Annotated in this window: 16 protein-coding genes; 7 read left to right on the forward strand and 9 right to left on the reverse strand. The window is 63.9% G+C overall.

Annotation, left to right across the window (positions count from 1 at the left end; all coding sequences use genetic code 11):
• Positions 1-573: 573 nt before the first annotated feature.
• Positions 574-1,763 (forward strand): IS3 family transposase gene (locus J4E08_RS22715; RefSeq protein WP_349540443.1). Its coding sequence is split into 2 segments (ribosomal slippage): positions 574-826 and positions 826-1,763, totalling 1,191 coding nucleotides; the frame shifts between segments, so codons are not numbered across the junction.
• Between the two features lie 57 nt (positions 1,764-1,820).
• Here the strand turns inward: J4E08_RS22715 and J4E08_RS22720 are convergent.
• The 7 genes from J4E08_RS22720 to J4E08_RS22750 form a co-directional block, all read right to left on the reverse strand.
• Positions 1,821-2,234 carry an XRE family transcriptional regulator gene (locus J4E08_RS22720; protein ID WP_349540444.1) on the reverse strand — a complete coding sequence of 138 codons (414 nt, stop codon included), beginning with the start codon at positions 2,232-2,234 and terminating at the stop codon, positions 1,821-1,823.
• Positions 2,235-2,508: 274 nt separating this feature from the next.
• Positions 2,509-3,534 carry an SDR family NAD(P)-dependent oxidoreductase gene (locus J4E08_RS22725; RefSeq protein WP_349540445.1) on the reverse strand — a complete coding sequence of 342 codons (1,026 nt, stop codon included), beginning with the start codon at positions 3,532-3,534 and terminating at the stop codon, positions 2,509-2,511.
• Between the two features lie 166 nt (positions 3,535-3,700).
• Positions 3,701-4,618 carry a sulfotransferase family 2 domain-containing protein gene (locus tag J4E08_RS22730; RefSeq protein WP_349540446.1) on the reverse strand — a complete coding sequence of 306 codons (918 nt, stop codon included), beginning with the start codon at positions 4,616-4,618 and terminating at the stop codon, positions 3,701-3,703.
• A 9-nt stretch (positions 4,619-4,627) separates the two neighbouring features.
• A complete protein-coding gene (locus tag J4E08_RS22735; RefSeq protein WP_349540447.1) occupies positions 4,628-5,536 on the reverse strand; it encodes a class I SAM-dependent methyltransferase in 909 nt (302 codons plus the stop codon).
• A gap of 87 nt (positions 5,537-5,623) precedes the next feature.
• Positions 5,624-6,688 carry a DUF2793 domain-containing protein gene (locus tag J4E08_RS22740; RefSeq protein WP_349540448.1) on the reverse strand — a complete coding sequence of 355 codons (1,065 nt, stop codon included), beginning with the start codon at positions 6,686-6,688 and terminating at the stop codon, positions 5,624-5,626.
• Positions 6,689-6,865: 177 nt separating this feature from the next.
• Positions 6,866-7,846 carry an O-methyltransferase gene (locus J4E08_RS22745; RefSeq protein ID WP_349540449.1) on the reverse strand — a complete coding sequence of 327 codons (981 nt, stop codon included), beginning with the start codon at positions 7,844-7,846 and terminating at the stop codon, positions 6,866-6,868.
• Between the two features lie 79 nt (positions 7,847-7,925).
• Positions 7,926-8,933: a replication initiator protein A gene (locus J4E08_RS22750; protein ID WP_349540450.1), complete on the reverse strand. Its 1,008-nt coding sequence runs from the start codon at positions 8,931-8,933 to the stop codon at positions 7,926-7,928.
• A gap of 447 nt (positions 8,934-9,380) precedes the next feature.
• Between J4E08_RS22750 and J4E08_RS22755 the strand changes: the two genes are divergently transcribed.
• The 3 genes from J4E08_RS22755 to J4E08_RS22765 all read left to right on the forward strand — a co-directional run bounded on the left by J4E08_RS22755 (position 9,381) and on the right by J4E08_RS22765 (position 14,171).
• Complete coding sequence (locus tag J4E08_RS22755; protein ID WP_349540451.1) at positions 9,381-10,781, forward strand: AAA family ATPase; 1,401 nt, start codon at positions 9,381-9,383, stop codon at positions 10,779-10,781.
• 147 nt (positions 10,782-10,928) lie between these two features.
• A complete protein-coding gene (locus J4E08_RS22760; protein ID WP_349540452.1) occupies positions 10,929-11,930 on the forward strand; it encodes a ParB/RepB/Spo0J family partition protein in 1,002 nt (333 codons plus the stop codon).
• A 72-nt stretch (positions 11,931-12,002) separates the two neighbouring features.
• Positions 12,003-14,171, forward strand: a complete 2,169-nt coding sequence (locus J4E08_RS22765) for a glycosyltransferase (protein WP_349540453.1) — start codon at positions 12,003-12,005, stop codon at positions 14,169-14,171.
• Between the two features lie 57 nt (positions 14,172-14,228).
• Here J4E08_RS22765 and J4E08_RS22770 read toward each other — a convergent pair whose 3' ends face one another.
• Entirely contained in the window at positions 14,229-15,050 is an 822-nt protein-coding gene (locus J4E08_RS22770; protein WP_349540454.1) for an ABC transporter permease, read from the reverse strand.
• 428 nt (positions 15,051-15,478) lie between these two features.
• On the opposite strand from J4E08_RS22770, the gene J4E08_RS22775 reads away from it, so the two are divergent.
• Together J4E08_RS22775 and J4E08_RS22780 are read left to right on the forward strand one after the other, a co-directional pair.
• Positions 15,479-16,603 carry a KpsE/RkpR family capsule polysaccharide export protein gene (locus J4E08_RS22775; RefSeq protein WP_349540455.1) on the forward strand — a complete coding sequence of 375 codons (1,125 nt, stop codon included), beginning with the start codon at positions 15,479-15,481 and terminating at the stop codon, positions 16,601-16,603.
• A 56-nt stretch (positions 16,604-16,659) separates the two neighbouring features.
• Positions 16,660-17,328 (forward strand): ATP-binding cassette domain-containing protein, encoded by a 669-nt coding sequence (locus tag J4E08_RS22780; RefSeq protein WP_183970104.1) that lies wholly within the window; start codon positions 16,660-16,662, stop codon positions 17,326-17,328.
• Between the two features lie 72 nt (positions 17,329-17,400).
• Here J4E08_RS22780 and J4E08_RS22785 read toward each other — a convergent pair whose 3' ends face one another.
• Positions 17,401-18,336: a glycosyltransferase gene (locus J4E08_RS22785; RefSeq protein WP_349540456.1), complete on the reverse strand. Its 936-nt coding sequence runs from the start codon at positions 18,334-18,336 to the stop codon at positions 17,401-17,403.
• Between the two features lie 253 nt (positions 18,337-18,589).
• Here J4E08_RS22785 and J4E08_RS22790 point away from each other — a divergent pair, with 253 nt between their 5' ends.
• A complete protein-coding gene (locus tag J4E08_RS22790) occupies positions 18,590-21,493 on the forward strand; it encodes a DUF4214 domain-containing protein (RefSeq protein WP_349540457.1) in 2,904 nt (967 codons plus the stop codon).
• Positions 21,494-21,623: the final 130 nt, after the last annotated feature.

Raw genomic sequence — 21,623 nt, forward strand, 5'->3', positions numbered from 1 at the left:
CTCTCGCTCTTTTTGTTCCGACTGCAGCTATGTTCGACACCGGACCACTGCAAGCCAAGCGCGAAACCGGGACAACTCCGGTATGAAAGCGATACAGATAAAGCCTTAAATTTCGCAGTCCCCAGACGTAATGAAGATCTGGACGACAAGGATTGGGGGGAACACAGGGGCCTGAACGTCTTATGTGCCACCCCCGGCGCGGAACCTTGTCTTTTGGTCGGCTCAACCCGGCTTGAGCATGACAAGGCTTTTCGCCAGCGCGATGCGCGCGCCAATAAGGACGCGCCTCACCAAACTGTGAGACACGCCCTTACCTCGATTATGTGCGGCACTCCGAAGCACGAGAAAAATGCAAACTGATCCACTGCCCAGAAATTAGCCCAGACGTGCGATTGCATGTGTGAGCGGGGGTAGTCGCCAAATGGGGTGAACTGGCCATCTCTGCCCAATTCTGAGCGCGCTGAGGGGCGTTCTGGGCGACAGCGCTCCCCCTCAGTCCCTGAGACGACGTGACCTGCCACGGGATTTTTCCTCCACGGTCGATTAGAGTCCGGCCCAACCTGAGGACGGACAATGAAGCGAACGAGATTCACGGACGAGCAGATCATCGGCATCCTGGCCGAGCACGAGGCAGGCGCGAAGTGCGCGGACCTGTGCCGCAAGCACGGCATGTCGGAAGGCACCTTCTATAACTGGAAAGCCAAATTCGGCGGAATGACTGTGTCGGAGGCGAAGCGGCTGAAGACGCTTGAGGATGAGAACGCCAGGCTAAAGAAGTTGCTGGCCGAGCAAATGCTCGATCTGGCCGCGATGAAGGAACTGGTCTCAAAAAAGTGGTGACGCCTGCCGTGAAGCGCGAAGCGGTCGCGCATCTGAAGGCCCTGCTCGGGCTTTCGGAACGGCGGGCGTGCCGGATTGCCGGTGCGGAGCGCAAGATGGTCCGCTACCAGGCCCAGCGTGCGCCGGACACGGTCCTGCGCAGGCGGCTGCGAGAACTGGCCAACGAGCGTCGACGGTTCGGTTATCGGCGGCTCTTCGTGCTGCTGCGGCGCGAGGGCGAGCCTTCCGGGATTAACCGGATCTATCGCCTCTACCGCGAGGAAGGGCTGACGGTGCGCAAGCGAAAGGCGCGGCGCAAGGCCGTCGGAACGCGCGCCCCAATCTTGGTCGAGGCGCGCACGAACGTCCGTTGGTCATTGGATTTCGTCCATGATCAGTTCGCCAACGGCCAGCGCTTCCGGGTGCTCAACGTGGTCGACGACGTCACCCGCGAATGCCTGGCTGAGATCCCGGATACTTCGATCTCGGGGCGCCGTGTGGCACGAGAGCTGACGGCCTTGATCGAGCGGCGTGGAAAGCCAGGCATGATTGTCAGCGATAATGGGACCGAACTGACGAGTAACGCGATCCTGCGGTGGTGTTCCGAGCACCGGATCGAATGGCACTACATCGCGCCGGGAAAGCCCATGCAAAATGGGTTCGTCGAGAGCTTCAACGGCCGGATGCGCGATGAGCTGCTCAACGAGACCATGTTCCGCAACTTGGCACATGCACGCGTCGTGATCGCGGCTTGGGCCGCTGACTACAATACCGAGCGACCCCATTCGGCATTGGACTATCAAACCCCAGCCGAATACGCGCGGACTCTGACCAACGCACTCGCCCGCCCCGCTACGCGATATGAAAGCTCCGCGCGTCGGGCGATTGCTCAACCTGCGCCAATCGGCGTAAACACAAACCGGGCTCAAGTCGTAGCTGGATGAAAGTTCAGCGGCAGGTCAGACGAGCGACAGAGCCGCTCGCCGGTTTTTCAGAGGACGTCAGCGTGTCTGATCCACATCTTGTCCAGCGCCCCAAACAGTCAGCAAAAGCTCCAACATCTGACCTTGGGTGCGGCGCTCCTGCGTGCATAAAGCTTTGAAGCGGACGCAGACCTCAACAGATGCCCGAATGTTGACGTTGCTTTCAATCGGCTTCCGCTCGAGGCTCTCCACCCCTTGAGGCCCCGGGCCGCCGTACTCGGCAAGGGCAAGTGTAAGCAGTTCATATGCGTCAGCACCTGTCGCTGCCGCAAAGTCGGGGATCCGGTCCAGCGGAAGCCTCGTCGCACCAACCCTGAGCATGGTCACGAGGTTTGGGCGTGAAAAACCCATGGCATGGGCGATGTCATCATTGCTCTTGCCGCATTGGCGCACAGCGTCGTCGATAAACGCGGAGGTTTGGCCTTCAGTCATGTCAAGCATCCCTTTCTTGTTGCAGACAGGGACATGATAGATGGACGTACGAGCGCCCTTGCTGCGTGGTTCTGACAAGAAGTCCTAGGTTGGGTGGCGTGCTTATTAGGAGGGAGACCTGTTGTGCGGCACGGATCGTGATCGGAACCTTGGAAAGGCGGCTTGGCACGAACATAAGTTGCTTTGCCCAAAGAAATGGTCGCAGTGCACTTTCAGTGGCGGGCTGCGAACTTGGCGCAAGGCTACCCCTAGAAGTGCATGAGAGATAACCATCTCAGACGGCGTAATAGTCTCTATACCAGTCGACGAACTGCTGCACGCCTTCGCCGATATTGGTCTGCGGACGGTAGCCGGTCAACTGTTCCAGCAGGCTCGCGTCGGCCCAGGTGGCCGGCACATCGCCGGGCTGCATGTCCATCAGGTTGCGCGTGGTTTTCATCCCCAGCGCGGCCTCGATCGCCTCGATGAAATCGGTCAGCCGCTCGGAACGGGAGTTGCCGATGTTCACCACCCGGTAAGGGGCGACGGGAGACAGGCTGTCGCCTTCGGGAACCGCGCCATCCTCAGGGCGGTCATAGCGGCTCGGCGGGACGGCCTCGAACATCAGCAGGCGAATGGCGCGCACCAGATCCTCCACATACGTGAAGTCGCGGAACATCTCGCCGTGATTGTAGACGTCGATGGGATCGCCGTTCAGCGTCGCCTTCACGAACTTGAACAGCGCCATATCCGGGCGCCCCCAGGGGCCATAGACCGTGAAGAAGCGGAACATGGTCGTCGGCATGTCATGCAGGTGGGCGTAGGCGTGGCCCATGCCCTCGGTCGCCTTCTTGGTGGCGGCATAGATGGTCATCGGCGTGTCGGCCTTGTCGGCCTCCGAGAACGGCATGTCCGTGTTCGCCCCGTAGACCGAGGAGGTCGAGGCCATCATCAAATGCCCCACCTTGTGACGCAACGCGCCCTCCATGACATTGAAGGTGCCGGTGACATTGGCATCGACGTAGGCGCGCGGGTTCTCAAGGCTGTAGCGCACCCCCGCCTGCCCCGCGAGATGCACCACGATCTCTGGCACGAAAGCATCCATCGCCGCATCCAGCGCATCGCGGTCTTCCAGCATCGCCTCGGTGGCGGTGAAGGTCGGGGACTGCAGCAGCATGGCATGACGGCGCTGCTTCAGCGTCACATCGTAGTAGTCGGTCATGCCGTCAAAGCCCGCGACGGTGTGACCTTCGTCCAGCAACAGCCGGGCAAGGTGGTAGCCGATGAAGCCGGCGGTGCCGGTGATGAAAATGCGCGCCATGAGACAGAACCTTTCACAGGAGCCTATTGCAATGTCGAGCCGTGCTTAGCCTCATTCCGAACAAGTCGCAAAGCCTTGCAGTGAGGTCGACCCACATGAATCTTTCGGGATACTGCCCCCTGCCCCGCCGAATAGATCCTCTTCGGGACAGGCAGTAAAGCCGCGGTCAGCCGGCCACGGTGTCGCCGGGCACCGGCGCCGCCACGTTTTCACCGCGGTCGAGCGTCGTGATGTAGCGCAGCCGATCAAGATAATAGCGGCGCTGCATCGACCTCTCCACCGGATGGGCAAGGTATTGCGGCAGCCGCTCCCAGGCGCCGCACGCCGCCTCCTCCGAGATTATATCGGCGGTCTTGTACGGGCTGACATCCGTTGCGTAGCCGGTGCAGGCGAAGTCCTTTGCGTAGGTTTTCACGAACAGGTCAATCACCCACTCAGGCACCGCATTCCAACTGGTGGACGGATCTCTCCGGGCATTGGTGGATTGGTTCTCATGCACAAAGCGGATCGGTTTTCCGAACAGCCGCGCGCCAAGCCGGGCCTCTGCCTCGGCCATGTGTTCGACCCGGAACACCTCATCCACCATCGGGCGTCCGTTCAGATCATGCAGCCAGTCATATTGCAGCTGCACCGTCAGCATACAGTTGAAGACGATGTATTGCTCGAACCCCAGCACCCGACACATGGCCGCATGGGGATTTGCGTCATTGTCCCGGGTGTAATGGTAGGTGCTGGCCATGCGCTCGAACGGATTGCGCACAAAGGTAAAGCTGTGCAACGCATCAAACCGCCGGTAGCCAAGAGCATGCCGCAGATCGACAGCCCGCGCATGAAAGGCAGGCACCTTTTCCCGCCCGCCTTGCATGCCCACGTTATGGGCGACAGACGCCTCGATGCCCGGCAGATGATCGCCCTGCACCCAATGTGACCAAAGCCGCGGGTTGGCCTGTCGCTCCGCATCGGTCAACGGCGTCTCCGGATCGGGCGCGGACTGTGCCTCGAAGGTCCGCGTCACGGAGGTGCCCGCGGATTTCGGGATATGCACGAAGACCACGCCAAGTGCTTCGTTTACCAAAGTGGCCATGAGACCACCTCACCCGGGGCCCGGTTTCGGGCCAAGCCGCGGGTTCAGCCAGACCTGATGGCCGTCCCGCAGCATGTTGTTTTCGTCATGGTGCATGATGCTGTCGTGATAGCAGATCCATCCATTTGCGGTGAAACAGTCCCTGAGTTCGGCTTCGATCTCGTGACTGTGGGTGCCCACGGCAATCACCCGGAAACGCGCGTTCAGCAGCTCCATGGAGGGCGGCAGCACCTTGGTTTCGTTGCCCTGGATATCCACATGCATGAAATCCACCAGCGGCGTGTCCCCGATCAGCTCTGCCAGCGACAGCGATTGCTGGATGGCATATTTGTGCGGCCATTTGGGCAGACGATAGAGCCCCTCCTCCCCCTCGATCGGCAAAGCCTTGGTCCGGGCCAGCAAGGTCTCAAGGCTCTGCCCCTCCTCCCCCAGCTGCCGCAGCCCCCAGCTTTGCTCGGGCGTTTCGGTCAGGGGGAACAGGGCAAAGCCCGCGCGTTCCGCAATCAACCCCTGCACCAGCGTGTGATCTTCTGGCGGGATGGCGTTGTCGGCCATTTGTGTTTCGAGGTAGCTGAAATGCATCGGTTCCGCCTCGACCGCAAAGATATGACGGTCCTTGATCCCCAGCCGTCCCGCCAGCACATGACAGCGCGACACCCACGGGCCCCAGCCCGCCCCCAGTTCCACGGCCGTCATGCGATCCTGCGCCGTCATCATCGCCCAGGCGAGCGGGATCCACTCCCAGTTGACCATGGGGTTGGGCTGCACGAGGCCCGGCTCCTTGGACGAGCCGCCACGAAACCGCCGCTGCGTGCGTGTGCCCATGGCATCGAGAATGTATCCGTCGGCAACCGCCGTCTCGGTCAGGGGCGGCAAAAGGTCGAGCACAGCAGCAGAAAAGGGCGGCGCATCTGGCATGAAAAAATCCCGGTAAAGATTAACTTTACCGAGATCCTAACCAGTGCAATCTTTAAGACTGGTTAACTCTTCTTCAGTCTTCGGGCCTCAGAGCCAACGTCCGATCGCCACCAGATTGATCGCGCGGCCGGTGGTCGACTGGTAGGACATTGCGCAGGCCTCGCCCGTCGTGGGGGTGGTGATGCCCGGCACCGTCCAGTAGCTGGTGGAATGGTTCTGACGTCCCTGCATCAGCGCCGGGGCCACGGTGAACGCCTTTGGATAGGTCCATGTGGTCACGCTGGAACGATAGATCGCGCCCGCCGTGGTGGTCACGTTCACCGTCACCTGCGGGCTCCAGCAGATCTGCGTGCCATCGGCAAAGCGCACCCAGGTGCCATTGGCGTCCGAGCCGCGCTCGATCACCGCGCCGGTGGGGGTGCCGCCGGATTGCGCCACCGTGCCCAGCAGGTTGCCCGGCCCATAGGCATAGTCAGCGCGCGCCAGCTTGCCCGTCCCGGTGTCCGTGGGGGTGGCCATCACGGCCCCGCCGGAGACCACCCCCGAGGCCGGATCGAAGCTCATCGCCGTGGTCCAGGCGGCCCCATCGGCCGAGACCTTGATCGCGAAAGCATCCGACCCGGCCGTCCCCATTTCTGCCCGGCCCGCCCAGCCGGTCTGGAACAGCAGGCTGGCGGTGTCGCCCGCCGTGGCCTTGTTCACCTTGATCTGGTGGCCCGCGCCCTCGTGGGTCAACAGCGTCGCCGTGCTTGAGACCGACAGCCGGTTGGTCGCATCGGCAGAGGTGTTCACCCCCACCGTGGCGCTTTCCACCGGGATCGCCTGCCAGGCGGTGCCGTCAAAGAGCACCTCCACATCCTCGGCCAGCACCAGCGCGCGCCAACCGGTGATCGGGGTGTGATAGACCCACATATTCTGATCCCACAGGGCGATCTCCCCCACGTGGGCGGCCCAGTCGCCGGTGGCCCCGGTGGGCACCAGATAGCGGTCGCCGGTGGACGCTCCGACCGGCGGCGCGGTTTCGTCGCGGGCCACCACGGCCAGTTGCACCGCCACATCCAGACGGGCGAGTGCTTCGTTATGGGTGACGTGTTTCTGCGCCTGGGCGGGCAGAAGATAGGGCAGCGACAGCACGGCCGAGACGTCGGACATGGGGGAGACCTCCTCGAAAGCGGAACGACCTCAGAGGTATGCCCCCGTGGTTAACAGCCCCTTGGGGCATCGCGCGGTACGCGCGTCTCTAGGCAAGCGCGGCACGCGCGTCTCTAAACAAGCGCGGCACGCGCGTCTCCAGGCAAGCGCGGCTCACTCCCCGCAATTCCTCAGACCTCAAAGCGGCCCGATATGCCAGACGTGGCGGTTCGGCCCATCGTCGCTGTGCGACAGGCTGCGGGCGTGCCCGTCCATCAGAGAAAGCAGCGCATCGCGATCCAGATGGGTCCAGTCCTCCCCGGCAAAGTTCAGATCCCGCGTCCCCACCGTGTGCCAGTCGTCGATGACGATGGTCGCTGCGTCGCGGTGATCGTCGAGGATACAGGTCAGCTCCTCCATCAATGGCACCTGCCGCGCGCCTTCGCTCTCGCCCAGCTTGGCGCGCGCCGTATCGATGGGATAGCCGTTGAACTTTGAACTGCCCCAATCGACGCTGCTGTCACCGCTCCAATGCGCATCGAGGTAGAACACGCTTGGCCCGTCCAGATCCGGCACCACCTCTGCCAGCACATCCGCCGAATTGCCCTGCAGGCAGGTGACATTGGGCCGGTGTGCCAGATGCTTCACCGCCTCGGCGTGCAGGGTCTGCGACAGCTCGATGGTGATCACCCGGTCCGCCCAATAGCTGGCGTGCAGCGTGGTGTGGCCGAACAGCGTGCCCGTCTCGACGAAGTTGCACCAGCGCCCGTCCGGTCCATGCGGCGCGCGCTGCAACAGGCTGAACAGATGCGCCGGGAATCCCATGCCGGGGGTCAGCACCGCCAGCCGCTGCCCCGTGGCCGCGCAGCTCAGCGTCAGGGGCACCGCACCGGGAAAGCGAAAGCTCACCTGTTTCAGCCAGCGCTGATCCTCGGGCTGGCGCAGGAACCACTTGGCATTGTCGGGCAGATCCTCTCCGGGGTCCGAGATCTGCAGCGCCACCGGTTTGCCGTCAGGGTCATGCAACACCGGGCGCACCGCCCCTGCCCCCGATCCCGCCAGCAGCAATAACCCTTCGGCGCGCGGATCTTCGAGATCCAGCCAGGCCCGCTTGCCGGGGAAGTTCAGCCAGCGAAACAGCGGGTTCTGTGAGGTCTGGCTGACAAAGTAATACCGCATGGGAACCCCTTATGATCTGCCCCGACCCTAGGGCTTCCCGACACGATCCGTCCAGCCCGCGCATCACGCAATGGCTGCATCAGCCCCGGGGGCGACTTTTGATCCATCCAAGAAAGGCCTTGCCCGGCGCCTTGAGCGGGCTGCGCCCGGAGGCCGCCCACCAATGTCGCCACTGTGCCTCCAGGGCGTAGACATCCTCGCCCGGCGCCAGATCACGCGCTGCCGCCCGCACCGCATCGGACAGGGGCGGCAGGTCGGGACCGGCCTCCACCACGCCATTGCGGCGGCTGACACGGATCACGTCGCCAGGCTCTTCGGTCAGATCATAATCCGGCAGGTTGCCCTCCGCGATCATCTTGCGCAGGGCGGCGCGGAACACCCGCACGGGCGCGGCGCTGCCCGCCTTCTTGTGCAGCACCGGGACCGAAATCCTCCAGGCCTGCTGCCGCCCACAATGCTTGCGCGCCAGCTCGTAGACGCGGCGCTCGAGCGGTTTGCGCAGGCGAAAATAATCACGCGACAGCGTCAGCACCGAGCGCGCCTCAACGGCCCGGAACAGCCAATCCGACAGCGTCACCCGCACCGACACCATTCGCCCGCCCCGCGACTTGCGCACGATTTCCCAGGCTTCGATCAGGCCGAAGCCGCGCGTGGTTTCCTCGCCCCCCGTCGAGATATTGGTGGTGATGCGCGTGCCGGCGAGCCGTTCAAACGCATCCCGAAGACGGGTGTAGGCATCGCCGCTGGTGTCGCGATTGGTGGCCACCAGCAGGTCATGCGCCGTCAGCGTCAGGTGCCGGGTGATCTGGCGGCCCAGGTTCACCGCTGCCATCAGCTGGCTCACGCAATAGATCAGGATGTCCTTGTCGTGGATCGTGGCGCGCCCCTTGACCGAGGGCGTCACGGTGATCTCCGCGCCATTGTGCTCATAGGACAGCACCCGCGTGTCGGGCTTCGTCGCCAGGGAAAAGATCGGATGTTCCATGGACGCCAGATCGCCCTTGGGCGAGGCGTCGAACAAATCGCAGACAAAAAAGTCCGCCGTGGGATGCCGGTCAGGGGTCAGCCCCCCTGCTGCGCTGGTCATGATCGTCGCCTGTACACTGCCTGCCCCCTTGTTGTGTGCGCTCCGGTGGTCCGGAATCAGGTTCGGGGGTTCAGTGACACCCTAGAGTTATCCACAATCTGCGTCCACCCGAAGGCCCGCGCTTTTCGGGGGAGCAGAGTCACCGCTTCGGGGGATTGGAGTCGCAGCAACGTGGGATCAGAGTCGCCTCGGCCTGAATTTGGAATAGAAGCCTTTGGTATAAAGGACTCTTTGCTCAGGACATTTGCCTGTAACGAGTACTTTAACCTAGATTTAACAGAGTAATTTCTGTTTGGTGCATCCGTTCCCTTTTGAAATCCTGAGAAAATCCCGCCAATGTGTGCATAACGCTTCCATGTGCGCTGTTTTCAGGTATCATAGGGAAAAAGGCGAACATGTCAGGAAAGACCTCCCAAAGAGGCGCCTGGCGGATAGCGAGCAAAGACCATGAAAAGCCCGACAAGATCCACCAAAACCGCCCAGCCTCCCTACGTGGGGCTCGACCCGGATATCGCGGCCACCCAGCTTGAATGCGCCATGGGCACGGCGGACTTCGCGCGCATCGCGCAGGCCTGTGCCTCCGGCAGACAGGATCTCGAAAGCCGCGGGCTGGAGGAAAACGGCAACCGCTCCCTGCGCCTGTTTTCCACCTGGGAAATCACCCGCTACCTGATCCCCGTGGCCACCGGTCACTTCCGGCGCGTGCTCAAGGAAAACCCCGATCTGCCTCAGGGCATGTCCGAGACCTCGGGCGGCGCGAAATGGTTTACCCTCGACGAGGTGCTGCAATTACGCGCCCATTTCGGGACCAAGGGATCGAAGGCCAAGGACTACCGCCCCTACCGCCCCGACGGTCTGCCCGCCAAGATGCTGGCCGTGGCCAACTTCAAGGGCGGCGTGGGCAAGACCTCCACCGCCGCACATCTCGCCATGTCCGCGGCGCTCGACGGGTACAAGGTGCTGGTGATCGATCTGGACAGCCAGGGCTCCATGACCTCGATCTTCGGCGGCCAGGTTCAAGACGAATGGCAGACGGTCTTTCCCCTGCTGGCCCGCCACTACGCCCGCACGCTGCAATCGGACAACCAAGCGCGTGCAGCCCGTGGCGAGGTCCCGCAACCTCTGGACGACACCCTGTCATCGGCCCTGCAGGTGAAGGCCCCCGAATTGATCCAGAAAACCCATTGGCCCAACATCGATCTGATTGGCGCGCAGCTGAACCTCTACTGGGCGGAATTCCAGATCCCGGTCTGGCGCATGAACGCGCGCGGCTGGCGGCTGTGGGATGCGCTGACCGAAAGCCTCGACGAGGACGGCATCCTCGACGAATATGACCTGATCTTCCTCGATACGCCCCCCGCGCTTGGTTACCTGACGATCAACGGACTGGCGGCGGCGGACATCCTGCTGGTCCCCCTCGGCGCGTCGTTCCTGGAGTTCGACAGCACGGGCCGCTTCTTCGACATGCTGCATGCCACCTTCGGCTCCATCGAGGAAGCGGAAAACATCGCGGCACGCGCCTTGGGCCGTGAAGGGCTGGCGTTTGAATGGGACGCGGTGCGCGCCCTCATCACCCGCTATGACAGCAGCCAGCAGGCAGAACTGGCCGCCCTGATGCAAAGCTACCTCGGCCCCACGCTCTCTCCCCACCGCCAAGGCTTCACAGCGCTGATCGGACAGGCCGGCGAGCAGGTGCAAGGCATCTACGAGGCCGACTATCGCGACTTCAACCGCGAAACCTATGCCCGTGGCCGTGAAACGTTCGATGCCACATGGGCCGCCGTCAAAAGCCTGATCATAGGGGCCTGGCGGCGTGACGAGCTGGCCAACCAGCGCGCTGCCGAATGACTGTTTTCTATACGCGGCAGGGGGGCTCTTGGCTTTTCAAATCCCCCGGGGGCCGGGGCCGCGCCCCGACGCTTTCCATCGTGCGCTGTATTCAGAACTTCTTGATCGCATTTTCCAAACTGGTGCCCAGCCAGAGGAGACCCTGACATGGCCAAACGCAGACGCCTGACACCCGCCAACCCGAGCTTCATGGACCCCGCGCCAGAGGTCAAATCCGCACTGCCTCCTGTAGGTGCCACAATGCGTGCCCCCATTGCGGACGTGGCGCGTGAGGCATCGTCGACCGCCGCCATCACGGAAATGGCCGAAACCCTGCGCAGCGCGCGGGAGGGCGGGCGCATGGTAGTGTCCGTGCCGCTGGAGGACATCGCGCTCGATTATCTCGTGCGTGATCGTGTCGGCGTTCCTGAGGAGGAGCAAGCCGCCCTGGTGGACAGCATCGCCCGCCGCGGCCAGCAGACGCCGGTGGAGCTTGTGGACCTCGGTGAGGGTGCCGCGCCGCGCTACGGCCTGATTTCCGGCTGGCGACGGGTCATGGCGCTGACAGAGCTGCAGCATCGTGACAGCGCCGCCTTCGGAGAGGTCTTGGGGCTGTTGCGCCGCCCGGCAGAGGCCAGCCAGGCCTACCTCGCCATGATCGAGGAAAACGAGATCCGCGTGGGGCTGAGCTATTTCGAGCGCGCGCGCATCGCCTTGAAGGCTGTGGAGCAGGGCGCGTTTGAGGACCTTTCCAGCGCACTGTCGGGGCTTTATGAAAATGCCTCCCGCGCCAAGCGGTCAAAGATCAAAAGCTTCACCCTCGTGGTGCAGCATCTCGACGGGGCCTTGCGCTTTCCCCGCGCCATTGGCGAGCGATTGGGCCTGCAATTGGCGCAGGCGCTGGAAGCGGACCCAGAGCTGTCAGCCCGTCTGCGCACTCAGGTGGCAGAGGGAGACCCGGCGGACTTTGAGGCGGAACAGACCCTGATCCGGGCGGAATTGACGCCACCAAAACCCGCCAAGGCCAAAGCTGAGACACCCGCGCCGAAGCCCAATGCCCCTGTCCACCTGCGCAAGCAGGGGGCGCATCAGGTGCTGCTTGAAGGGCGCGGTGTGGATGCCGCCTTCCTTGCCGATCTCGAAGCATGGCTGCAGAAGCGGCAAGGCTGAGGGTTCGGCGGGCTTCCCTCGCTGGCTGATCCGTGGTTCAAAGTCAGTCGATCAACCGGAGGTCAGGCTGACGTGCTGCACCGCATCCGGCGGCTGTTCGGGATCTATGCCGCCTATCACCTGCCCGAAGACAGCGCCCATCCGCGCCGTGATCGCCTGCTGTTGATCCCGCCCTTTGTCCGGGCCGGGGCGCGCGCCTTTCCTCATGCCATACGGTGGGCGCGGGTGCGCGATCCGTCGGCGCGGGCGCGGGTAAAGCAGTTGCTCGACCTCTCTGGCCCGGCGCCCCTGTCATTGGATGCGCGCTTGTTCGAGCCCCCCTCGCCCGGCCCTGATCCGCAAGGTGTAACGATTGTCATGCCGGTGTACGGCGGCTTGCCCTTGCTGCGGCAGGCACTGGACCATGTGGTCCGACACACCGATACGCCCTGGCGGATCATTCTGATCGACGATGCCTCCCCCGATGACGTCACCCTGCCCTTCCTGCGGGATTGGGCCGCGCAGCATCCTGCGATACTGCTGGAAAATGCGCAGAACCTCGGCTTCGTCGGGTCGGTCAACCGTGGTCTGACGGAGGCCATGTTGCACTCCGATCCCATCGTCTTGCTGAACTCTGATGCCTTGGTCCCGGACGGCTGGGCGCGCCGTCTGCTGCGCCCGTTGCTGGAGGATGCGCGCGTGGCCTCTGTCACGCCCATGTCTAACGATGCGGAGCTTGGGTCGATCCCGGAGCCAGGGCGCGCCAGTCCGATCATCGCCGAGGAGGCCGCAGAAATCGACTGTTTCGCGCGCGAAACAAATGGCGCCGCTTGGGTCCCGGCAGTGGCCGGCGTCGGATTTTGCATGGCGCTTTCACGCGAGGCGCTGGAGGCCATACCGCGGTTTGACGACGTCTTTGCCCCCGGGTACGGCGAGGAAGTGGACTGGTGCCAAAAGACCCGCGCGTCAGGGTTCACCCATGTCTATGTGCCCAACCTCTATGTGGCGCATGTTGGGGGGCAAAGCTTTGGCTCTGCGCAAAAGCAGGCTCTGATCCAGCGTAATTCAGCGATCCTCACGCGGCGCTATCCGCGCTTTGATGCGGAGGTGCACGGCTTCCTGCGGCGCGATCCGCTTGTGACGGCACGTCTGGCGCTTGGGCTGGCGCGGGCAGAGGTCACGCGCGACGCGCCCCTGCCGATCACCCTCGCGCATTCCATGGGCGGCGGGGCAGAGACGGATCTGCAGCGCCGTCTGCACGCGGATCTGGAACGCGTCGGCCACGCGCTGGTGATCCGCGTGGGGAGCGTGTTCCGCTTCACGCTGGAGCTTTGGACCCGGCGGCCTGACGGCGGCCACGGGGTGACGGCTGCGGGCACGGCCGAGTGGGACCATGTCACCCGCCTGCTGGCCCCGGTGACGCAGCGCGCTCTGGTCTATTCCTGCGGTGTGGGCGATTTGGATCCGATCACCCTGCCGGACCTGCTGCTGTCTTTACGCCAACCCAGCGACAGGCTGACGGTGCTGATGCACGACTATTTCCCGCTCTCGCCCAATCCGACCCTGTTGGAGGACGGCGAGCACTGGCGTGGTTTGCCGGACCCGGCAAGCGCCTCTCCTCGGCATGAAACCCGCCGACCTGATGGTGCGCCTGTGCCGCTCTCAGTCTGGCGGGCGACTTGGGGGAGGTTGCTGTACGCCGCGGACCGGGTGGAGCATTTCAGCCGTGCCAGCCAGGACTTGACCGAGGCCGCCTACCCCGGCACGCCCTCGGACCTGCGCCCACACGCCCTGCCGATCGCGGTCCCACCCCTGCCCCGCCCCGCGCCAGAGGCCCCTTGCGTGCTGGGCATCCTCGGCAGTCTTGCCCCGCACAAAGGGGCTGCCTTGGCAGAGGCGCTCAGCCGCGAGACCGCGCGGAACAGAGACTGTTCGCTTGTCCTTCTGGGAGAGATCGACCCCGCTCACCGGCTACATGCCCCCGCCCGGCATCATGGGCGCTACGACGTGGGCGACCTGCCCGGGCTGGCCGCGCGCTACGGCGTGACCTGCTGGCTGATCCCGTCGCTCTGGCCGGAGACGTTTTCCTTTACCACGCACGAGGCGCTGGCCACCGGGCTGCCTGTCATGGTCTTTGACCTTGGCGGCCAGGGCGAGGCAGCTCGCGCGGCCCCGAACGGTCATCCTGTGCCGCTGGATCTGGCCGGTGATCCGGGGGGGCTGCTGGCCCGCGCCATTTCCCTGAGCCAGGATCAGACGTGATCCGCCCGGGACGACCGGCATGTATAGAGTCTGTTTCGCGCGCGAAACAAAGGCGCCTTACATCTCCAGCAGCATCTTGTGATCCCGGCGCAGCAGCATCAGCCCAAGCACCATGGAGACCAGCGCCACAACCAGGACGTAGGGTTCCGAGACATACGGCGCGTCATAATTCGGGTAGAACCCGCGCCGCATCAGGCCGACGATATGCACCAGCGGGTTGAACCAGACATAATCGCTGTAGGGCTGGGGGATCGTGTCAAAGATGAAGAAGATGCAGGACAGCAAGAACAGCGGACGCATGGCGATGGACCAGATCCGCTGGTAGACCGGAAATCGCACGGTCATGTAACTGTTCCACGTGCCGATCCCCAGCGCCAGCAGGCCCGCCAGCCCGTAGGCCTTGAGGATGGTCAGCCCATCCATGACCACGCGGGTTTCAAACAGCAACAGGATGCCTCCCAGCACGATATAATTCACCAACAACTGTGTCATCATGTTCAGGATAAACCGTGCCACCAGCGCATCGACAAAGGTCACGCGCGGATAGATCAGCAGTTGGCGCGAGTAATTCAGTGTCTGTGCCAGCTTGCCCGCGATGTCGGCAAACATGAGATAGGGCAGCATCCCGGTGGCATAGAACATGGCAAAGCTGATCCCCAGCGCGGGCGAACGAAACCCGATGGAGAAAATCCCCGTCAGCAAGGCAATGCCGGCAACAGGCTCCAGCACTGCCCAAAGATAGCCCCCCGGAGAGCGTCCATAGGTGGTGGACATCTCTCGCAATATCAGCGCCGTGATGGCACGCAGGGTGGCAAATCGTGGCAAGGTCCGGGGGCTGGGCCGCGGACGTGGACGTTGCGGGGCGGGCAGGTCGGTCATCGTGGTGCGTCCCTTTGGGGCGACGTCCGCGGGGGACAGATGGCCCGACTATAAGCGCGGGCCTACGGGGCTTGTCCATCCCCCCATCCGGGCTTGTGGGTTTCGGTGCGGCAGGGGTGGACAGCGCGCGCATCATGCTCCTAGCTAGAACACAGCGCCATGCAACCGTATGGCGAAGAAACTGACATCTTGGGGGTTTTCCCGTGACCCAGCAGCCGCCCGGTACGCCGCGCCAGCCCACAGTCCAGACACCTGAGGGTCAAAGACCCGCGGCCCAGAAGCCCGCCGGTCAGGGCGCCGCGGCCCGTCCTCAACAGGCGCCGCAAAAGCCGGGGCCCGCCGCGCAACCGGGGGGGCCGGGTCCGCACAAGCCGAAACCCAGCCCTGGCCCGTCGCACCAGGGAGAGGTCCGGGCGCCAGCGCCGAAAATGGCCTCCTCCGCGCGTCTGCGCAAACGGCATTGGGGCGTCTTGGCGAGCTTCGTTCTGGGGGTGGTGTTGCCGATATTGGTGGTGGGCTGGTATCTCTGGACCAAGGCCGCCGATCAATATGCCTCCACTGTGGCATTTTCCGTGCGCACGGAGGAAAACAACTCCGCGCTCGAATTGCTGGGCGGCATCACGTCGCTGTCCGGGTCCTCCTCCTCGGACACCGATATCCTGTTCGAATACCTGCAAAGCCAAAAGCTGGTCTCTGACATGGATGCTGCCGTGAACCTGCGCGCCATCTGGTCAAAGCCGCTGGATCAGGACCCCTATTTCGCATTTGATCCCGCAGGCTCGATCGAGGATCTGGTGGCCCATTGGGACCGCATGGTGGACATCTATTACGACGATGGCGCCGGGTTGATCGAGGTGCGCGCCCGCGCCTTCACCGCCAAGGATGCGCAGCTGATTTCGAGCACGCTGTTCGGGCAGTCGTCGGCCATGATCAACGATCTGTCGGCCATCGCCCGCGAGGATGCCATCGGCTACGCACGGCAGGATCTCGAGGCCGCGCAGGACCAGCTCAAGACCGCGCGCGAGGCGGTGACGCTGTTCCGCAATGCCAACCAGCTGGTGGACCCGTCAGTGGATCTGCAAACCCAGGCCGGGCTTCTGGGCACGCTCGAGGGGCAGCTGGCCGATGCGCTGATCGAATTCGATCTGTTGCGGCTGTCCACACGGTCGGACGATCCGCGCATCACACAGGCGGAACGGCGCATCGACGTGATCCAGGACCGCATCAATGCCGAACGTCGCAAGCTGGGTCTTGCAGGCGGCACCGCGGAGGGGGACGATGTCTACGCCAACCTCTTTGGCGAATACGAACGGCTGGTGGTGGATCGGGAATTTGCCGAAGCCAGCTACACCGCCGCGCGCGCCTCTTATGAATCCGCGCAGGCCGAGGCTCGCCGTCAAAGCCGCTACCTCGCCGCCTATGTGAAACCGACGCTGGCGGAAAGCGCGCGTTTCCCGGAACGTGGCGTGCTGCTGGGACTTGCGGCGCTGCTGATCTTGCTGGTGTGGGGGACGGTCGTGCTGGTGATCTATGCGCTGAAGGACCGGAGGTAGCGGCATGTTTCGCGCGCGAAACAGACCCTGTATTGCCCCAAAAGGAGGGTGCTGGCGTGATCCGGTTTGAAAACCTCACCAAGGAATACGTCACCGACGGCAAGGTCAAAACCGTGGTGCGGGATTTGTCGCTGACCGTGCCCACGGGCCGGTCGGTGGGGCTTTTGGGGCGCAATGGCGCGGGCAAGTCGACGCTGCTGCGCATGGTCTCCGGCGCGACGAAGCCCACGTCGGGCCGGGTCGTCACCACCGGAAACGTGTCCTGGCCGGTGGGTTTTGCCGGGTCGTTCCACCCGGATCTGACGGGGCTGCAGAACTGCCGTTTCATCGCGCGCATCTATGGCGTGGACACGGACGAGCTGGCCGCCTTTGTCGAGGAGTTCGCCAACCTCGGTATGAGCTTTCGCCTGCCGTTTCGCACCTATTCCTCGGGGATGCGGTCGCGTCTGGCCTTTGGGATTTCCATGGGCATCCAGTTCGATCTGTATCTGGTGGATGAGATCACGGCGGTGGGCGATGCGGCGTTTCGTGAGCGCTCCGACAAACTGTTCAAGGCGCGGCTGAGGAATGCCGGGGCCATGGTGTGCAGCCACGCGATCCCGCAGATCCGGCTTTTGTGCGACTGTGGCATCGTGCTGGATGAGGGGTATGGGTACTACTACGAGTATCTTGAAGACGCCATTGACCACCACAGGGATGTCATGGACCGGCTGTCTCGTCGGTAGGGGGCGTGTTTCGCGCACGAAACAGACCCTATTGCGCCTGAAATCTCATGTTACGCTCTTCAAAGGCCGTGCTCAAACCCGCCCCAACGCGGCCACCAGCCACAAGAACGCATCTGCGGCATAATCGTGCCTTTGGACGCCGATGCGGCGCAGCGCGCGCGCGCGGGCAGGGCCGTACCGTGGTGCCCTGTCGATGGCCTGAAGCAGGGCGCGGGCCTCGGGCTTCAGATGCGGGTGGGCCTGCCTCAGTGCGGTCCGGTTCGCCGCCTGCAGTATCGGCCCGTCACGGCCCAGCACCACGGCCATGCGCGCCAGCCGCGCCGCCAGGCCCCTTGGTGCGCCCAGAACATTGTCGCCGTGCTGGCGGTACTCCAGCCGCGCCACAGGGTCGTTGATCACCGTGCCGCCCGCGCCGGTGATAAGCAGGTACAGCCACCAATCGTGATAGGGGACAGGCACGGGGCCGACGGCGCGCACCAGCGCCACGGCCTGTGCGTTCAGCACCGTCGCATGGCCGGACAGACGGTTTTCCACCAGCGCATTGCCGCACGACGGGCCGCCGCGATAGCTGCGGGAGAGGCCCAGCGGCGTGCCGTCAGCGCTGACATGCCGGCTGCGCGCGCTATAGGCGGCCGGACCGGGAGGCGCCGTTTCAAGGTGTAACAGAGCCTGTTTCAGCTTGTCAGGATACCAGACATCGTCCTGATCGGACAGCGCCACCGGGCCGTCAGACAGGGTCGGATCACACAGCAAATCAAGGAAATGCGCAGCGGCCCCCCAGGGCGGGCCATGACTTGGGCCCTGACGCAGGATGACGCGACCGGGGTGATCGGCGCGAAACCGGTCCAGAATGGCACGCGTGCCGTCCGTGGACCCATCATCAGAAGCGACCAGCCGCCAGTCCACCCCTTCCTGCGCCGCAAAGGAGGCCAGTTGCGCCTCCAGATGGGCTGCGCCCTGATGGCAGGCCATCAGGATGGTCACGGCAGGTAGATGGTCATCGGTCATCAGCGCGCCTCTCCGAGGGATCGGTCCTCCCTCTGGCAAGGCTCGGAAAGGCAAAGCGCCTGACCTCCGGACGCTTGCACCCTGCCTGCGGACGCCCTGCAGAAGGCAGGACATCAAAACACGGTGCTGCTTAAGGTGTGGTTAAGTCCGACAGGCCAATAGTGTCGCCGATATGTTTTCCTTGCCGGAAAACCTGTGGGCAGCCGCCCCGGTGCGATGCCTTGGCGTGCTGCGGTTCTCAAAGGTAGCAGACATGTACATTTCAGACCCAAGATACGCCGGTCAGTGGCATTTAAACCTTCTCGGCGACATTGAGGCGATCTGGGAAAATTACAGCGGCGCAGGTGTGTCCGTTGCGGTCTATGATGACGGCATGGACCAGAGCCATGTGGATCTGGCGGCCAATTACGACGCGAGCAGGCACTACAACGGGCGCCTTTATGACAATGGTCTGCATGACACGTCCGAGGATGGGCACGGCACCTCTGTTGGCGGGCTGATCGCAGCGGCGCTCAACGGTGTGGGCGGCGTCGGCGTGGCCTGGGGCGCTCAGCTGACCTCCGTCGATTATCTTGGGACGGTGCAGAGCGCGGCATGGAACGTTCAGCTCGACGTGCTGGAATATGCGTCGACCTTTGACATCGTGAACCAAAGCTACGGCGTCACCCCGGATTATGACATCAATGCCGATGCGGGCGACACGGGCTCCTGGGCCTATGACGAGGCGCAGGCCTTTCTGTATGCGGCGACCAACGGGCGTGACGGGTTGGGCACGATCCTTGTCAAAGCGGCGGGCAATGAAGCCAACAGCTATCTGGCGGACTATGGCATCCTCGGCAATGCCCAGGGGGAAGCGCACAACACCCTGCACACGGTCATCACCGTCGGTGCCTTCGAAGAAGACGGGTCCGTCGCGTATTATTCCAACTACGGTCACAATCTGCTGATCTCCGCCCCGGCGGCCTCGAACACCACGGACCGCACAGGCTCTGCCGGCTACGAGAGCGGCGCCTATACCGACGACTTTGGCGGCACCTCCGCTGCGACGCCGGTGACGGCGGGCGTCATTGCGCTGATGCTGGAGGCCAACCCCGACCTCGGCTACCGCGATGTGCAGACCATTCTGGCCCTGTCCGCCGCACAGACAGGGTCCGATTATGGCGCCGGGGCAGACGGGTACGAGGTGGGCCGCTGGATGGCCCTGGGCGGTGAGACCTGGAACGGCGGGGCCATGACGTTCCACCAGAATTACGGCTTCGGCGCGGTGGATGCCTTTGCCGCCGTGCGCATGGCCGAGGTCTGGGGGCTGTACAAGGGTGGGGTGGCCGCGACCCAGAACACCCAGATCTCCATGAGCTATTCGGACTATCCGAATGCGGTGATCCGAGACAACGGTCATGCAGATGCGACCATCACGGTGAATGCGGGCCAGGTCATCGAACATGTCTATGTGACGGTGGACATTCAGCACACGTTTGCCGCCGATCTGGTGGTCGATCTGATCACCCCTGATGGCGAGGTGATCAATCTGGCCGATCGCGAAGGCGGCGACGTTGGTATCGCGAGCGACTGGACCTTTGGCGTGGCGTCCTTGCGGGGCATGTCCAGCGATGGGGTGTGGACGGTGCGGGTGACGGACACCTCTGCCGGCGACACCGGGAGGCTTTACGATGTCGGGCTGGAATTCCTCGGCGCTGATGAACATGCAGACGACATCTGGACCGTGACGGAGGATTTTCGCGCGCTGCAGGCGGTCGAGGCCGCGCGCGGGCGGTTCAGCGACACCAACGGCGGCAGCGACACCCTGAACGCGGTGGCCCTGCAGGAGGATGTTGTCCTCAGCCTGGGCGATGACGACATCGACGGGGTGCTGAACGTCGGCGGCGCGGTCTGGGCCCGGCTCACCGATGGCGCGATCGAGAACGCCGCCACCGGCGACGGTGACGACCGGCTGACCGGATCGGTGGGGAACAACACGCTGATGGCCGGCCGCGGCTCGAACGTGGTCACCGGTGGTGGCGGGCAGGACAGCCTTTTCGGGCTGGGCGACGCAAACGTGCTGGTGGCCGAGGGACGCGGGCTTTACGGGCTCGGCGCCTCCGACCAGGTGTTTCGCCTGTTCGATACGGTCTTTGGCCGCGCGCCCGGCGAGGCCGGGCATCAGGGCTACACGGCGCAGCTTGCCAACGGGCAGGTCACGCTCGAGGAGCTGGCCGCCACTTTCATCACCGCGCCGGAGTTCGAGGCCCGCTACGGTGCCTCCACCAGCAACGAGGCCTTCGTCACGCTGCTGTTCCAGAACGTCTTTGACCGCGACCCCGCCCCGCGCGGGCTGGCGGTCTGGACCGCCGAGCTGGACAACGGCACCAGCCGGGCCGAGCTGGTGGCGCGCTTCTCCGAGACCGCGGAGCACATCACCCGCACCGAGGCGGCGCAGGAGGCCTTTGACGCCACCGACCCGACAGAGCTGGCAGGGGTGGTGTTCCGTCTCTACCGCGCGGTGCTGGACCGGGTTCCGGCGCAGGGTGGGTTCCTCAACTGGCACAACGCGTTGGACCGGGGCGTGGATCAGGCCGACGTGGTGGCGCTGTTCATGGAAAGCGACGAGTTCCAGACGCGCTTCGGCGACAGCAGCAACGAGGATTTCGTGCGCCTGCTGTTCAACAATGTGCTGGGCCGACAACCGGCGCAGAGCGGGCTGGAGGCCTGGACCGCGCGGCTCGACGCCGGTGACAGCCGTGCGGAGCTGGTGGCCGATTTCATGAACACGCCGGAGTTCGTGCAGCGCACGGCGGCGTCTTTGGACATCTTCATGCAAGGGTTCGGCGAGGACGACACGCTGCTGGCCATGTCGGAGACTGCCGTGCTGTCGGGCGGCCTGTTCGCGGACACCTTCCAGTTCGTCGCGCCGGGGACAGAGAACAGTCTGGCAGCCTCCCTTGTCACCTCGTCCCAGGTGGTCACCGACCTGGAGGCCTGGGACCGGGTTCGTCTGGATGGCTTCGGCTACGACGCCGCCCACGAGGCGCTGGACCACTTCCGCCAGGACGGTGACGACGTGATCTTTGCCGACCATGGGATGACGATCACCTTCCTCGACACGGATCTGGCGATGATCGACGCAGAGATGATCTCCCTCACCACTCTGGCGGCGTAGCGCGCAGATAACGCGGGCGATATGTCCCCCTTTCCGAGCGGGCCGTTTGCAATTTGTGCAAAGATTTATCCGAAGGCCGTTTTCACGGCGTATCTGGGGCCGGATAGCGCCATGATTTCACTTCAACTTT

Origin of the sequence: Sagittula sp. NFXS13 (genome assembly GCF_040148795.1) — a bacterium.
Taxonomy (GTDB): Bacteria; Pseudomonadota; Alphaproteobacteria; order Rhodobacterales; family Rhodobacteraceae; genus Sagittula; species Sagittula marina.

What these genes read in the sequence shown, in the direction of transcription:
- J4E08_RS22785 (WP_349540456.1), bottom strand. Translation starts at nt 18,336, where the DNA reads ATGACCGATGACCATCTACCTGCCGTGACCATCCTGATGGCCTGCCAT.
- J4E08_RS22775 (WP_349540455.1), top strand. Translation starts at nt 15,479, where the DNA reads ATGGCCTCCTCCGCGCGTCTGCGCAAACGGCATTGGGGCGTCTTGGCG.
- J4E08_RS22740 (WP_349540448.1), bottom strand. Translation starts at nt 6,688, where the DNA reads ATGTCCGACGTCTCGGCCGTGCTGTCGCTGCCCTATCTTCTGCCCGCC.
- J4E08_RS22720 (WP_349540444.1), bottom strand. Translation starts at nt 2,234, where the DNA reads ATGACTGAAGGCCAAACCTCCGCGTTTATCGACGACGCTGTGCGCCAA.
- J4E08_RS22790 (WP_349540457.1), top strand. Translation starts at nt 18,590, where the DNA reads ATGTACATTTCAGACCCAAGATACGCCGGTCAGTGGCATTTAAACCTT.
- J4E08_RS22725 (WP_349540445.1), bottom strand. Translation starts at nt 3,534, where the DNA reads ATGGCGCGCATTTTCATCACCGGCACCGCCGGCTTCATCGGCTACCAC.
- J4E08_RS22750 (WP_349540450.1), bottom strand. Translation starts at nt 8,933, where the DNA reads ATGACCAGCGCAGCAGGGGGGCTGACCCCTGACCGGCATCCCACGGCG.
- J4E08_RS22755 (WP_349540451.1), top strand. Translation starts at nt 9,381, where the DNA reads ATGAAAAGCCCGACAAGATCCACCAAAACCGCCCAGCCTCCCTACGTG.
- J4E08_RS22735 (WP_349540447.1), bottom strand. Translation starts at nt 5,536, where the DNA reads ATGCCAGATGCGCCGCCCTTTTCTGCTGCTGTGCTCGACCTTTTGCCG.
- J4E08_RS22730 (WP_349540446.1), bottom strand. Translation starts at nt 4,618, where the DNA reads ATGGCCACTTTGGTAAACGAAGCACTTGGCGTGGTCTTCGTGCATATC.
- J4E08_RS22760 (WP_349540452.1), top strand. Translation starts at nt 10,929, where the DNA reads ATGGCCAAACGCAGACGCCTGACACCCGCCAACCCGAGCTTCATGGAC.
- J4E08_RS22745 (WP_349540449.1), bottom strand. Translation starts at nt 7,846, where the DNA reads ATGCGGTATTACTTTGTCAGCCAGACCTCACAGAACCCGCTGTTTCGC.
- J4E08_RS22770 (WP_349540454.1), bottom strand. Translation starts at nt 15,050, where the DNA reads ATGACCGACCTGCCCGCCCCGCAACGTCCACGTCCGCGGCCCAGCCCC.